The 13,040-nt window shown below is 66.3% G+C and carries 14 protein-coding genes; 8 read left to right on the forward strand and 6 right to left on the reverse strand.

Going from position 1 to position 13,040, the window contains the following annotated elements:
• The 4 genes from AWB66_RS06790 to AWB66_RS06805 form a co-directional block, all read right to left on the reverse strand.
• Positions 1–777, reverse strand: coding sequence for an alpha/beta hydrolase family protein (locus AWB66_RS06790; protein WP_087629518.1), 777 nt, complete (start codon positions 775–777; stop codon positions 1–3).
• Positions 778–826: 49 nt separating this feature from the next.
• The gene (locus tag AWB66_RS06795) at positions 827–1,951 is read right to left on the reverse strand and encodes a DUF3182 family protein (RefSeq protein WP_087629519.1); all 1,125 of its coding nucleotides are present in this window, start codon (positions 1,949–1,951) and stop codon (positions 827–829) included.
• A 171-nt stretch (positions 1,952–2,122) separates the two neighbouring features.
• A complete protein-coding gene (locus tag AWB66_RS06800) occupies positions 2,123–3,373 on the reverse strand; it encodes an NAD(P)/FAD-dependent oxidoreductase (RefSeq protein WP_087629520.1) in 1,251 nt (416 codons plus the stop codon).
• Between the two features lie 105 nt (positions 3,374–3,478).
• A complete protein-coding gene (locus AWB66_RS06805; RefSeq protein WP_087629521.1) occupies positions 3,479–4,636 on the reverse strand; it encodes an epoxide hydrolase family protein in 1,158 nt (385 codons plus the stop codon).
• Between the two features lie 156 nt (positions 4,637–4,792).
• Here AWB66_RS06805 and AWB66_RS06810 point away from each other — a divergent pair, with 156 nt between their 5' ends.
• Genes AWB66_RS06810 through AWB66_RS06820 form a run of 3 tightly spaced genes read left to right on the forward strand, consistent with a single transcriptional unit; the run spans position 4,793 to position 6,119 of the window.
• Entirely contained in the window at positions 4,793–5,116 is a 324-nt protein-coding gene (locus AWB66_RS06810; protein WP_087629522.1) for an ArsR/SmtB family transcription factor, read from the forward strand.
• The gene (locus tag AWB66_RS06815) at positions 5,109–5,570 is read left to right on the forward strand and encodes an SRPBCC family protein (RefSeq protein ID WP_087629523.1); all 462 of its coding nucleotides are present in this window, start codon (positions 5,109–5,111) and stop codon (positions 5,568–5,570) included. The genes AWB66_RS06810 and AWB66_RS06815 overlap by 8 nt, the downstream gene beginning before the upstream one ends.
• A gap of 15 nt (positions 5,571–5,585) precedes the next feature.
• Positions 5,586–6,119: a nucleoside deaminase gene (locus AWB66_RS06820; protein WP_087629524.1), complete on the forward strand. Its 534-nt coding sequence runs from the start codon at positions 5,586–5,588 to the stop codon at positions 6,117–6,119.
• 4 nt (positions 6,120–6,123) lie between these two features.
• Here AWB66_RS06820 and AWB66_RS06825 read toward each other — a convergent pair whose 3' ends face one another.
• Entirely contained in the window at positions 6,124–7,515 is a 1,392-nt protein-coding gene (locus AWB66_RS06825) for an FAD-binding oxidoreductase (protein ID WP_087629525.1), read from the reverse strand.
• Complete coding sequence (locus tag AWB66_RS06830; protein WP_087629526.1) at positions 7,512–8,501, reverse strand: isopenicillin N synthase family dioxygenase; 990 nt, start codon at positions 8,499–8,501, stop codon at positions 7,512–7,514. The genes AWB66_RS06825 and AWB66_RS06830 overlap by 4 nt, the downstream gene beginning before the upstream one ends.
• 290 nt (positions 8,502–8,791) lie before the next feature.
• Between AWB66_RS06830 and AWB66_RS06835 the strand changes: the two genes are divergently transcribed.
• Genes AWB66_RS06835 through hisC form a run of 5 tightly spaced genes read left to right on the forward strand, consistent with a single transcriptional unit; the run spans position 8,792 to position 13,028 of the window.
• On the forward strand, positions 8,792–9,619 hold the full coding sequence (locus AWB66_RS06835) for a transporter substrate-binding domain-containing protein (protein WP_087629527.1): 828 nt from the start codon (positions 8,792–8,794) through the stop codon (positions 9,617–9,619).
• A 34-nt stretch (positions 9,620–9,653) separates the two neighbouring features.
• Positions 9,654–10,304 carry an amino acid ABC transporter permease gene (locus AWB66_RS06840; protein ID WP_087629528.1) on the forward strand — a complete coding sequence of 217 codons (651 nt, stop codon included), beginning with the start codon at positions 9,654–9,656 and terminating at the stop codon, positions 10,302–10,304.
• Positions 10,305–10,314: 10 nt separating this feature from the next.
• Positions 10,315–10,977, forward strand: coding sequence for an amino acid ABC transporter permease (locus AWB66_RS06845; protein ID WP_087629529.1), 663 nt, complete (start codon positions 10,315–10,317; stop codon positions 10,975–10,977).
• Between the two features lie 54 nt (positions 10,978–11,031).
• On the forward strand, positions 11,032–11,904 hold the full coding sequence (locus AWB66_RS06850; protein ID WP_087629530.1) for an amino acid ABC transporter ATP-binding protein: 873 nt from the start codon (positions 11,032–11,034) through the stop codon (positions 11,902–11,904).
• On the forward strand, positions 11,901–13,028 hold the full coding sequence (gene hisC, locus AWB66_RS06855; protein WP_087629531.1) for a histidinol-phosphate transaminase: 1,128 nt from the start codon (positions 11,901–11,903) through the stop codon (positions 13,026–13,028). The genes AWB66_RS06850 and hisC overlap by 4 nt, the downstream gene beginning before the upstream one ends.
• Positions 13,029–13,040 lie beyond the last annotated feature (12 nt).

The following is a 13,040-nucleotide window of genomic DNA, read 5'->3' on the forward strand; positions in this document are numbered from 1 at the left end:
TTAGCGCACGGCCTGCGTCGCTGCTTCACCGCGACTGCCTGCGCGGCGCCCGCCGATCATTTCCGCGAGCCAGTTCACGACCAGCGCGGTGTACGCGCGCTGGCTGCCTTCGTCCGAAAGGCCGTGATCAGCGCCGTCGATCACGCGGTACGTCAGCGAATGCGCCTTCAGAAACGCCTGCAGGTAACTGGCGATCACGGTATGCGGCACGATTTCGTCGCGCTCGGATTCGACCAGCAGCACGTCGCCACGAAAATCCGCAGCGGCGCGCAGCGCGCGGTTCTCGTCCGAGCCCACGATGCGCCGCCGATACGCCACCAGATCGTGCTCCTTGTGCAGCGCGCGCTTCGGGATGTCCCAGCCTTCGTCGAGATAGAGCGCGGGCACGCGCAGGCCGAGCCAGCGCACCGGCCGGATCGACGTGAGAATCGATGCCAGATACCCGCCGTAACTGCTGCCCACCACGGCGATCGAACTGCGGTCGATCAGCGGATGCGCGGCGAGCCTGTCATAGGCGGCGAGGACGTCGGCGAGGTTGGTCGCGCGCGTGACGGTTTCCTGCTCGTGCTGCGTGCGGGCGTGGCCGGTCAGATCGAAGGTGAGACACACGCAGCCGAGCGCCGCCGCCTGACGCGCGCGCTCCATGTATTGCTCCTGATTGCCGCCCCAGCCGTGGACGAAAAGGATGCCCGGGATCGTCGTCTGCGGCGCGACGAAGGTGGCGTCGAGATAGCCGCGCTCGATAGGAATCTCGATCTGGTATTTATCCGCCGTCATGGCTTTGCGCTCCTCTTTGCGGCCATTTCCGCCGGCCTCGTCGGGCGACTTACCGCGCTCGTTCGCCGTCGACCGTGCAGTACTTCGTGATCTCGCCCGCTTGCGGATCGATGCCGTGGTAGTACACGCATGCATCGGCCGGAACCGCCGCGTTCGCGCCGTAGACTTCGGTCGTCGAGGCTCGCACGATTCGTACCGCCGGGTCGTCGCGAAATGCCCTGAGCGCGCCGATCTCCGCGCCGCTCGCGCCGCCGATCCGCCACGACTGTTCCAGCACGCCGCAATATGCCTGCCCGTGCGCGTCGGTGCCGTGGCCGACGTCGTAATTGCGCCGCGATGCGAAGAACCCGTCGAATGTTTCGGACACGGCTTCGTCGAACGCGCGCGATTGTTCGATCGCCTTGCGCGCTTCGGCCGGCATGTCGATGCGTGTGAGCGCGTCGAAATCGCCGCGCACCACGACCAGACCCGAGCCGCCATACACCTGATGGCCGTGATTATTGGTGGTCGGCCGCTGCACGCCGTAATAGCTCGCTTCCAGATCGCCGAGCCGCAACCGCCCGACGCTCAGCGTCTCGATGTCCGGCAAGTCGCGCTCCAGCACGACGCCTTCCGCGCGCAACACCGCGTCGCCGATATCGTCGAGCTGGGCGTCGAGCGCCGCGCGGTCCGCGACGACCGCCTGGCCCGCTCCGCCGATTCCCGACGGCCGCTTGAGCCGCACCGCGCCGTCACGCCACAAGCGCGACGCCGCCGCGTGCGCATCGTCGCGCGTGAACGCCGCGAAGCCCGGCAGCACGATCGCGCTCACGCGCTCGCCGAAGGCGGGCACCCAGCCTGCGGGCGCCTCGCGCGCTCCGGGCGGCAGACCGTGGACGACCACTTTCGTCGCGACGAACGGAAACGGTACGACGCCGCCGTAAAGGTCCCGCTCGCTCGCGAGGTTCAGGCGCCGCGCGTCGCGGCTGTCGAGCGTGTCATCCGGAATCATGTAGCGGTTTGCCGGATACTGCCGCGCCGGATCGAACACGCCTGCGAACGACGCGCCCATCAGCGCCGCGATTTGCCGCGCGAGTTCGAGCTGGGTCTCGATCTCATGCTGTCCGCGGGCCGCCTTGCGCCCCTCGCTGTACACGATCACGACCGGTCCTTCGTCTGACGGCAGCGCGTTCATGTTGGCACTCCCGGCGCTCGACGCCGAATGGAAATGTCCGCCGAACGGGTGCAGCCGGCGGGATCAAACACCGACCGCCTCAGCAAGTCACGTACCGCTCGTCATCCGACTGAAAGCACACGGTTGTGCGAAAGCAAACTTTCTCGCGACACGCGCGGCCGAAACGCGGATCTAGCGCGATCCCGAAGCGCGCCGGGTCGGCGGCGGCGTCTGCACAACGGGCGCAGCCGCTTCGAGGATGTCCGCTCGCACGCGATTGCGCGGCGGATAGATGCGCTCGCAGTTGATCGTCTGCTTGGTTTTCTTCGCCGCCGCACCTTCGGTCACGAGTTGCCGGTCCCAGCCTTCCGTATAGACGGCGCCCCACGGACCGAGGTCGAGAATGGTCGTGTACCAGTCGATGGAAAGCGGCAGCATTGGCAGGCCGAACAGATCGCAGACGACGTTGTGTCCGGCAAAACGCCCCATCGGCCGGCTGTGCTGGCACGACATCACCGATGCCCGCACGCCATCGACCAGAAGTCGCGCGCAGTCGCCGGCGGCGAACGCGTCGAGCACGCCTTCGACGCGCAGGAACGAATCGACGGGAACGCGGCCCAGCGCGTCGAGCGTCACGGGAAACTGCGCCGCGAGCGGGCTCGCGCGCATGCCGCCGCACCACGCGACCGTGGACGCCTCGATGCGCGTGCCGTCGGTCAACTCGACGCTCTCGCCGTCGAGCGCCTTCAATGACACGCCCGACAGCAGTTCGACGCCGAGCGTCGTCAGCGCTCGCTCGATGACGCGCTGCGCGCCGCCCATCGCCTGCGCGATTTTGGCGGTGCGGTCCGCGAGCACGACGCGGATTGCGTGCCGGTCGGCCTCGGGCACGATGCTTTGCAGGCGCGAGGGCAACTCGGCGGCAAGTTCGACGCCCGTCAGTCCCGCACCGACCACGACGGCCGCATAGCGCCCCGGCGACGCACCGCGCGCACCGAGCGAGTGCAGATGATCCTGAAGCCGGCACGCGCCCGCGTAGGAATCGACGTCGAACGCGTATTGCGCGAGGCCGGGAATATCGGGATGAACCAGCCTGCTGCCCGCGGCGAGCACGACGCGGTCATACGGAATCTGCTGCGCGGGCTTCGAGTCATCGAGGACGTCCGGTAGCACCGAAACGCACTGATTCGCCACGTCGATTGTCGACACCGTTCCTTCGATCAGACGCACGCCGATCGGGTCGAGAACATCGGTCAGCGGGACGAGTGTCGCCGCGAGATCGGACTCGTAGTTGCGCACGCGGATGCTGTGAAAAGGCGCGCCGTTGACGACCGCTACCTCGACCTCGTCCGCTGTAACCGACAGTTCGTCGAGCTTGCGAGCCGCGCCAATGGCGCCCCACAGCCCGGCGAAACCCGCCCCGATCACCACGATTCGCTTCATGAGCCTCTCCCGTCAGGCGATGCGCAGCAACGGAGAACCGGCCGCCCGGCGCGGCCGGACGCTGCACGTAGCCTACTCGCCGCGCCGGCCGATGAAAAGGCGCGCCTAACGCAACGTCCCGAAGAACGCGCGCACTTCCGAGGCGAGCAAGTCCGGCTGTTCGAGCGCCGCGAAGTGGCCGCCTTTGGGCATGACGCTCCAGCGGCGCAGATCGGTGAACACGCGCTCGGCGGCCGAGCGCGGCGGCCTCAGGATTTCGCACGGAAATTCGGCATAGCCCGTCGGCACGCCGATGGTATCGCCCGGTGGCAGCGTCACGGCACCGTGCGTGCGTCCGTAGTACGGCCAGAACGACGCATTGATCGATCCGGTGAACCAGTAGAGCGCGATGTCGGCGAGCATCTTGTCGCGGCTGATCGCCCGCTCGACGTAGCCGCCGCAGTCCGACCACGCCCTGAATTTCTCGACGACCCACGCAGCAAGCCCCGCCGGCGAATCCGTGAGCCCGAACGCGAGCGATTGCGGCCGCGTTCCCTGAATCGACGAATACGCGCTTCCGTCGAAGGTCCAGTGGGCGAGCTGGTCGAGATAGCGCTTCTCCTCGGCGGTGGGGTCCGCATACGCCGCCGGATTGCGGCTCGCCGCCGACAGGTAATTGAGGTGCACGCCGATCATCGCATCCGGATGCACGTAACCGAGCCGGCTCGCGATGGCCGAGCCCCAGTCGCCGCCCTGCGCGCCGAAGCGCTCGTAGCCGAGGACGTCGTGCATCAGGTCGAACAGGCACTCGGTCATCGCGGGGATGTCGAAACGCGGCTGGTTCGGACGAAACGACAGGCCGTAACCCGGCAGCGACGGCACGACCAGCGTGAACGCATCGCGCGGATCGCCGCCGAAACGGGCGGGATCGGTGAGACGCGGGATGAGCTCGATGAACTCGAACACCGAACCCGGCCAGCCATGCAGCAGCATGAGCGGCATCGGCGCGGGACCGTTGCCCGGCACGTGCAGGTAATGCACGTCGATGCCGTGCAGGGCCACCTTGTATTGCGGGAATGCGTTGAGCGCCGCTTCCTGCGCGCGCCAGTCGAAACCCTCCCGCCAGTAATCGACGAGATCCGCGAGATAGGCGACGTCGGTGCCCGCCTGCCACGGCTCGCCGGGCGCCTGATCGGGGAAGCGCGTGCGGGCGAGACGCGCGCGCAGGTCGTCGATGTCTTCCTCGGGGACATGGAGGGAAAACGGAACCGGCTTCTCTTTCATGGTGTGATCCGCCTTGTCGATCGCGTGCCGGCCCGATGCCAGCCGTCAAGCAAGCACGTTACCAGCAGGCGCGCTCGCTGACGAACGATGAAAACTCACAGCAGTTGTGAGTAAAACTCGCTTGACATGCAACCGGATGGTTGCATAATCGGGTTCATGGACGACGACGCGGTATTTCGTGCTCTGGCGGATGCGAACCGCCGGCTTCTGCTCGACAGGCTGCACGCGAAAAATGGTCAGACGCTCGGCGAACTGTGCGTGGGGCTCGACATCACGCGCCAGGCGGTCGCGAAGCACCTCGCCATTCTCGAAGACGCGAACCTCGTCTCATGGAAGCGCCGCGGCCGCGAGAAGCTGCATTTCATCAATCCGGTTCCTATCAACGAGATCGCGGAACGCTGGATCGGCAAGTTCGAGCAACCGCGGCTCGCCGCCCTGTCCGATCTCAAGAAGTCCCTTGAAGGAGACGAGCATGACTGACGCAGGTTCCACTCAATTCGTTTATGTCACCTTCATCCGCACCACGCCCGAGCGGCTCTGGTCCGCGCTGACGAGCACCGAATTCACGAAGCAGTACTGGTTCGGCATGCATCAGGAAACCGACTGGAAAGCAGGCTCGCCGTGGCGGCTGATGTTCCCGGACGGACGCGTCGCCGATTCCGGCGAAGTGGTCGAGAGCGATCCGCCCCGGCGCCTCGTGCTCAAATGGCGCAACGAGTTCAGGGAAGAACTGAAAGAGGAAGGCTATTCGCATTGCCGCTTCGAGATCGAACCGGTCGAGCGCGCCACCAAGCTGACCGTCACGCATTCGATCGCCCGGAAGGAGTCGAAGTTCATCGGCGCGGTGTCGGGCGGATGGCCGCGTATCCTGTCCAACCTCAAGTCCCTGCTCGAAACGGGCGAACTCGTTTTTTCCCCCACCCCATCCACCTGACCGGGAGGAAACCGCATGAGCATCGACGTGCGTGTCAATCAAGCAACCCGCTATCCGTCGCAAGGCCTTCCGCCAACGCGCGACCAGATCGTGCGGCATCTGCGGCATGCAAGCGCCGTCGCCGAGCGCGCAACGCTGATGGGTCATCATCCGTTCGGCGCGATCCTGGTCGGCCCCGATCAGGATCGCGTGCTGATGGAGCAAGGCAACGTCGATACGGTCAATCACGCCGAGTCGGTGCTGGCGCGCGTCGCGGCGCTGAACTTCACGCCCGAGTATCTGTGGGGCTGCACGCTGTACACGACGGTCGAGCCGTGCTGCATGTGCGCGGGCACGGCGTACTGGGCGAATATCGGCCGCGTGGTGTTCGGCATGACCGAGGAACGGCTGCTCGAAGCCACCGGCGATCATTCCGAAAATCCGACGATGAGCGTGGCATCGCGCTACGTCTACGACCATTGCCAGAAGGCCGTGGATCTGATCGGCCCGGTGGCGGAGGTCGAAGAGGAAGTGCTGCGCGTGCAGCGCGCGTTCTGGTCGAAACGCTGACGCGCTAGATCAGCTTGCCGGGGTTCAGGATGCCGTTCGGGTCGAGCGCGCGTTTGATCGCGGTCATCGCCGCGATCTCCTCGGGCGAACGCGAGAGCGGCAGGAACTCGCGCTTGAGCAACCCGATGCCATGCTCCGCCGAGACCGATCCGCGATACGGCACGACCCTGTCGTAGACGAACGCGTAGACCTCGTGATGCGACACGCCCGGCACCGAATGTCCGTCCACGGTCACGTGCAGGTTCGAATCGCCGATATGGCCGAAGTAGTACGAGCGGTTCGACGGCCAGAGCGCATCGAGCGCGGCGCGGCATTCGTCGACGAAGTGGCCGATCGAGCCGATCGGCAAGCTGACGTCGAAATTGATCGGATCGAGCCGCGCGGGAAATTCCGCCGTGCACTCGCGGATTTGCCAAAGCGCGCGTGCATCCGCCACCGATTGCGCGACGATCGCATCGCGCACCGCGCCGGCGTCGAAGGCGTCGGCGAGCGCGGCGGCGAAGCGCTCGCCGTCGTCGTCGGCATCGAAGCCCGCATGTTCGATCAGCGCGTAAAGCGGATGCGGCGCGGCAAACGGCGAGCGCGCGGAGGATGTGAGGGAAACGCCGAAGTCGAAGAAGTCCGGCCACATGATTTCGAACGCGCCGATATCGTTGCCGAAGCGTGCCGAGAGCGTACGCAATAGCGCCACGACCTGATCGTAGCCATCGAGCGCAACGAGCGCCGTGTGACGCCCCGCGCGCGGCGGATGCAGCCGCAACACCGCGCGCGTGATGACGCCGAGCGTGCCTTCCGAGCCGACGAAAAGCTGCTTCAGGTCATAGCCCGTGTTGTTCTTGATCATCTTGTTCATGGAACTCAGCACGGCGCCGTTCGCGAGCACCGCTTCGAGGCCGAGCACCTGTTCGCGCGCGGTGCCCGACTGGATCACGCGATTGCCGCCCGCGTTGGTCGCGAGATTGCCGCCGATCTGACACGAGCCGCGCGCGCCGAGATCCAGCCCGAGTTCGAAGCCCGCCGCCGCCGCCGCTTCCTGCGCGGTCTGCAAGGTGGTGCCGGCGAGCACGGTCATCGTGGCCGATGCCGCGTCGATTTCCTCGATTCCGGCGAGCCGTTCGAGCGAAATCGCGATGTCGGTCGGGCGCGCGATCGCGCCGCCCGCGAGCCCCGTCATGCCGCCTTGCGGCACGACGCTTTGGCGCGCTTCGTTGCAGATCGCGAGCGCGCGCGACACCTCGTCGGTCGAGCGGGGCAGCACGAGCGCCGCGGGTCGCGCGGGCGCGTGGCCGGTCCAGTCGGTCATCGAGCGTTCGCCGATAGCTTCGCCCACGCGCACGCGGTCGTCGCCCAGGGCTTCGCGCAACGCGGCGATGGTGGCGTCGAGCGGCGCGCTCATGCGGCCGTGCCCTGCTGCTCGGCTGCGCGCTTCTTGCGATACCCCATCGAATCGTTGATGCGCCCGAGGATGTAATCGCCTGCCGCCACCGGCGCATGACGCACCTCGCCCGCCGGCGTGCCGAGTTCGGCCGGATCGACGATGGCGCCGTAGGTCGGATCGTAGAAGGTCGCGATCGAATAGCGCTCGCGGCCCGACGCATTGATCACGCGATGCAGCGTCGAGCGGAACCGGTCGTTGGTCCAGCGCGCGAGCAGATCGCCGACATTGACGACGAAGCTGCCCGGAATCGGCGGCGCATCGATCCAGGTGTCGTTCGCGATTTCGCGCACTTGCAGGCCGCCCACCTGGTCCTGCCAAAGCAGCGTGATGCAGCCGTAGTCCGTATGAGGCGCGACGCCGAACTGATCTTCGCCGGATTGCGGCGGCTGCGGCGGGTAATAGACCATCTGCGTGCGCTGCATGCGCTTCGTGTAGCGCGACGCGAAAAAATGCTCGTCGATGTCGAGACTCGACGCCACCGCGCGCAGCAGATGACCGCCGCACTCGCCGATCGCGTCGTAATAGCCGTAGAGCGCCGGCCGCAGTTCGGGCATGAAGTCGGGCCAGTTGTTCGGGCCGCGCAGCGCCTGACCCGCGAGCACGTCCGGATCGTCCTCGGGTAGTTCGAGGCCGATGCTGTAGAACTCCTTGTAATCGGGGCGCTTGGCCTGATACATGGTCGCGTCGCCGAGCGAATTGAAGCCGCGATGCCGGTGATTCACCGCCGCGCGCCGCTTCGTTTCGACGGGAAACGCGAAGAACTTGCGCGCGGCGGCTTCGGCTGCGTCGATCACATGTTGCGGCACACCATGATTGATGATGTAGAAGAAGCCGAGCGTCGTGCAGGCGTCGCGAATTTCGTGGCCGACGCGCGCGAGCGCGGCAGCGTCGCCTTCGCGCACGCCGCTGAAATCGATGAGGGGAATTCGGGTGACTGACGGCATCGGCTGGCTCCTGGAGCGGCGTGGCGACGGGGATGTTCGGCTCGCCGTCGCGCACATAAACACGCGCACGGCATGGCGCATCTCCGGTTGTATATACCGCCAATTCCAGCACCGCAAGTTGCAATGCAGCGACCGCACCGCGCGTTTTCCGGCACGCTCATGCGCCCATGAATCCGCGCGGAATTTCTTTTTGGTCATCGAAATTTCGCGGTATATACTGCCTCGCATACCGCGCTGACCCGCCCTCTGCCGGACGCGCGACGAGCTTTTTTGCCACCCCGGAGACTCTGATGAATATCCTTGCAGGCTGGAGAAGTCGTGTGCTGATGCTGACCCTGTGCGCCGCGAGCGTGTGCGCGCATGCCGAAGATCAGCTCGCGAAGGTGAAGAAGGCGGGCGAACTCGTGATCGGCACGGAGATGCAGTTCGCGCCGTTCGACTTCCTCGAAAACGGCCAGCAAGCGGGTTTCAACAAGGACCTTTTCGCGGAGATCGGCAAAGAGATCGGCGTGAAGGTGCGCTTCATCGACCTGCCGTGGCCGAGCGTGCTGCCCGGTCTCGAAGCGGGCAAGTTCGACATGGTCGGCGGCCCGATCACGGTGACTAAAGCGCGCATGGAACGCTATACGTACACGCTGCCCGTCGCCGATGCCACCGACGCCTTCCTCAAGCGCGCCAACGATTCGAACCTCAAGCAATCGTCCGATGTAGCGGGCAAGACGGTCGGCGGGGGCAAGGGCTCGGCGCAGCTCGATCAGTTGAAGGCCTACGCGGCCACGTTGCCGAAGCCGCCGGAAATCCGCGAATACGTCGACAACAACCAGGCCTATGCGGACCTCGCGGCGGGCCGGATCGTCGCGGTGGCGAATTCGATGACCAACATCGCGTACGTCGCGAAGCAGCGGCCGGAGACGTTCGCGGTCGTCCAGCCGCCGTTCGGCGCGAAGGTGTACTTCGCGTATTGCCTGCGCAAGGACGCGGACAGCAAGCCGCTCGCCGACGCGTTCAACAATGCGCTCCTCAAGCTCGACAAGGACGGACGCCTCGCCACGTTGCAGAAGAAGTGGTTCGGCGTCGCGATGCAGGTCCCGCCGACGCTGCCGGCGCCGAACTACTGAGCCACCGCCTCAAGCGTCCGAACACGGAGGCCCCATGTTCAGCATGACCGTTTTCGTGCAAGGCATCCCGCTCTTGTTGCAGGCGGCGGTCGCGACCATCGGCATTTCGCTCATCGGGCTCGTGATCGGTTTCTTCGTTGCGGTCGGCGTGTGCTCGGCGCGGCTCTCGCCGAGCCGGGCCTGGCGCGCGGCGGGCGGCGCGTACGTGTTCTTCTTTCGCGGCGTGCCGATGCTCGTGCAGTTGCTGCTCGTCTACTACCTGCTGCCGTTCGCCGGTATCAACGTGCCGCCGCTCGTCGCCGCAATCAGCACGGTGTCGCTGTGTTCGGCGTCGTATATCGCGGAGATTTTGCGCGGCGGCTTTCTCAGCATCCCGCCAGGCCAGATCGAAGCCGCGCGCATGCTCGGCCTGCCGCCGCTCGACACGCTGCGCCGCATCCTCGTGCCGCAGGCGTTCCGGCTGACGCTGCCGTCGCTCGTGAACGAGATGGTGCTGCTCATCAAGGCGTCGTCGCTGATTTCGGTGGTCGGTATCGCCGAAATCACGCGCACCGCGCAGAACATCGCGGCGAGCACCTACCGGCCGCTGGAGGCGTACGTCGCGGCGGGGCTTATCTATTTCGTGATCTGCGGCGCGCTGTCGCTCGTCGCGCACGCCGCCGAAGCGCGGCTGCAACACGCCTGAGGACGACGCCATGCAGCAGTTCGACCCCGCCGTCATCACGCACAACCTGTCCGCCATCGGCGCCGGACTCGCGACGACACTCGGCACGTGGATCGCCGGCGTCGTGCTCGGCCTCGCGATCGGTTTCGTCATCGCGCTGCTGCAACTCTTTTGCGGACGCTGGGTGCGCGCCGTGCTGCGCGCCTACATCGAACTCTTTCGCGGCACGCCGTTTCTCGTGCAGCTCTTTTTGCTGTACTACGGCGGGCCGTCGTTCGGGCTGACGCTCGAACCGCTGACGGCGGGCATCCTCGGCCTCGGACTCTACGGCAGCGCGTACTTCGCCGAAGCCTTCCGCTCGGGCTTTCGCGCGGTGCCGCCGGGACATCTCGAAGCGGCGTCGTGCCTTGGCATGTCGCGCTGGCAAATCGTGCTGCGCATCCAGATTCCGCAGATGTTCGTGCTGATCGTGCCCGCGATCGTCAATCTGATCATCGTGCTCAGCAAGGAAACCGCCGTGCTGTCGATCGTGACGGTTCCCGAACTCACGTTCGTCCTGACGGGCATCGGCTCGGCGACGTTCGCCTTCGTCGAGACGCTGCTTGCGCTGTGCGTGTGCTATCTGCTGCTCGTCGAACTCGCGTCGCGCGCGGGACTGTGGGCGGAGGCGCGGCTCACGCGCTTTCTCGTCTGATGTGTGGACCATGCGGACCATGTGGATTGCTATGCCTCGTCACCAGGTGAACCGATGAATGCCATGATCGACCTTCCCGTTTCCGCGTCCGAGTCCTCCGTCATCGAGACGCCCGCGCCCTCCTCGCCGCTGATCGAAGTGCGCAATCTCGGCAAGCGCTTCGGCGAGCTCGAAGTCCTGCGCGGCGTCGATCTCGACATCGAACGGTCGGAGGTGGTCTGCATCATCGGCCCGTCGGGCTCGGGCAAGAGCACGCTTCTGCGCTGTCTCGCCGCGCTCGAAACGTACGACGCAGGCGAAGTGCGCATCGAAGGCGAACTGCTCGGCTACGGCGAGAAGAACGGCCGGCGCGTGCGCGCGTCGCAGGGCGAGATCAATCGCGTGCGGCGCAACATCGGCATGGTGTTCCAGCAGTTCAATCTGTGGCCGCACATGACGGCGCTCGAAAACGTGATGGAGGCGCTCCTGCGCGTGCGCCGCCTGCCGCGCGCGGACGCGAAGCGGCGCGCCAACGCGATGCTCGACACGGTCGGCCTCGCGCACAAGGGCGACGCCTATCCGGCGAAGCTCTCGGGCGGACAGCAGCAGCGCGTGGCGATCGCGCGCGCGCTCGCGATGGAGCCGCACATCATGCTCTTCGACGAACCGACGTCCGCGCTCGATCCCGAACTCGTCGGCGAAGTGCTGCAAGTGATGAAGCAGCTCGCGCGCGACGGCATGACGATGGCCGTCGTCACGCACGAGATGGGCTTCGCGGCGCAGGTCGCGGACAAGGTGATGTTCATCGACCAGGGACGCATCGCCGTGCAAGGCAAGCCGCGCGAAGTGTTTCATAACGCCGGAGAGCCGCGTCTGCGCCAGTTCCTGCAGAACTACTTCGACCGCAACGCGTTCTGGTCGCGCGGCGGCGAAGGAGAAACCGCATGAGCGCGGCCGATGCGTTCATCGCGGCGTTGCGCCCCGAAGTGCGCGATCTGCCCGCCTACAACGCCGGCGCATCGGCGGAGCGCGTGCGCGAACAGTTCGGCGTATCGCGCGTCGCCAAGCTCGCGAGCAACGAGAATCCGCGCGGTGCCAGCCCGCTCGTTCGCGAGGCGTTGCAGCGCGCCGTCGAGGAAGGTGTCGCGCTCTATCCGGACCCGTCGTGCAGCGCATTGCGCGAGGCGATCGGCGCGACGCTCGACGTCGAGCCCGCGCGCATTCTGTTCGGCAACGGGTCGGAGGATCTGCTGTCGGTGGCGGCGCAGACGTTTCTCTCGCCCGCCGATGAAGTGGTCACCGTCACGCCTTCGTTCGGCTTGCATGTGATCTATCCGCAACTCGCGGGCGCACGCGTGCGCGCCGTGCCGATGCGCAACCTGCGCTTCGACGTCGATGCGCTGTGCGAAGCGCTCACGCCGCGCACGCGCATGCTGCTGGTGAGCAATCCGTCGAATCCCGTGGGCGCGGCGCTTTCGGGCGACGAATTCGAACGCCTGCTGTCGGCGGTCGCACCGGGCACGCTGATCGTGTGGGACGAGGCGTACTTCGAGTACGCGCGCGTCGATCCGTCTTACGCGGCAAGCCTGCCGATCCTTGAGCAATCGCACTCGCCGTGGCTCGTACTGCGCACGTTCTCGAAGGCTTATGGGCTGGCGGGTTTGCGCATCGGTTACGGCATGGCATCGGATGCGCGTCTCGCCGATCTCATGAACCGCGTGCGCACGCCGTTCAACATCAACCGTCTCGCGCAGTGCGCGGCGCTCGCCGCATGGTCGGACACGGCCTATGTCGCCGACAGCGTGCAGCACGCGATCCGCGAGCGCGAACGCATGCGCGCCGCGCTCACCGCGATGGGCTACGCCTGCGCGCCGTCGCTCGCGAACTTCCTGTTCTTCGACGCGCGCGAAGACGCGGATGCGCTCGCGCAACGCCTGATGCGTGCGGGCGTGATCGTGAAGCCGTGGCACGAACCGGGTTTCACGCGATGCGTGCGCGTCTCGACAGGCAGCCGCGAAGACAACGATCTCTTCATCGAAACGCTCGGGCGTGTGCGCTCGGCGCGGCACTGAGGAGGCGGCGCG

The organism is Caballeronia telluris (assembly GCF_001544495.1).
GTDB classification, from domain to species: domain Bacteria; phylum Pseudomonadota; class Gammaproteobacteria; order Burkholderiales; family Burkholderiaceae; genus Caballeronia; species Caballeronia telluris.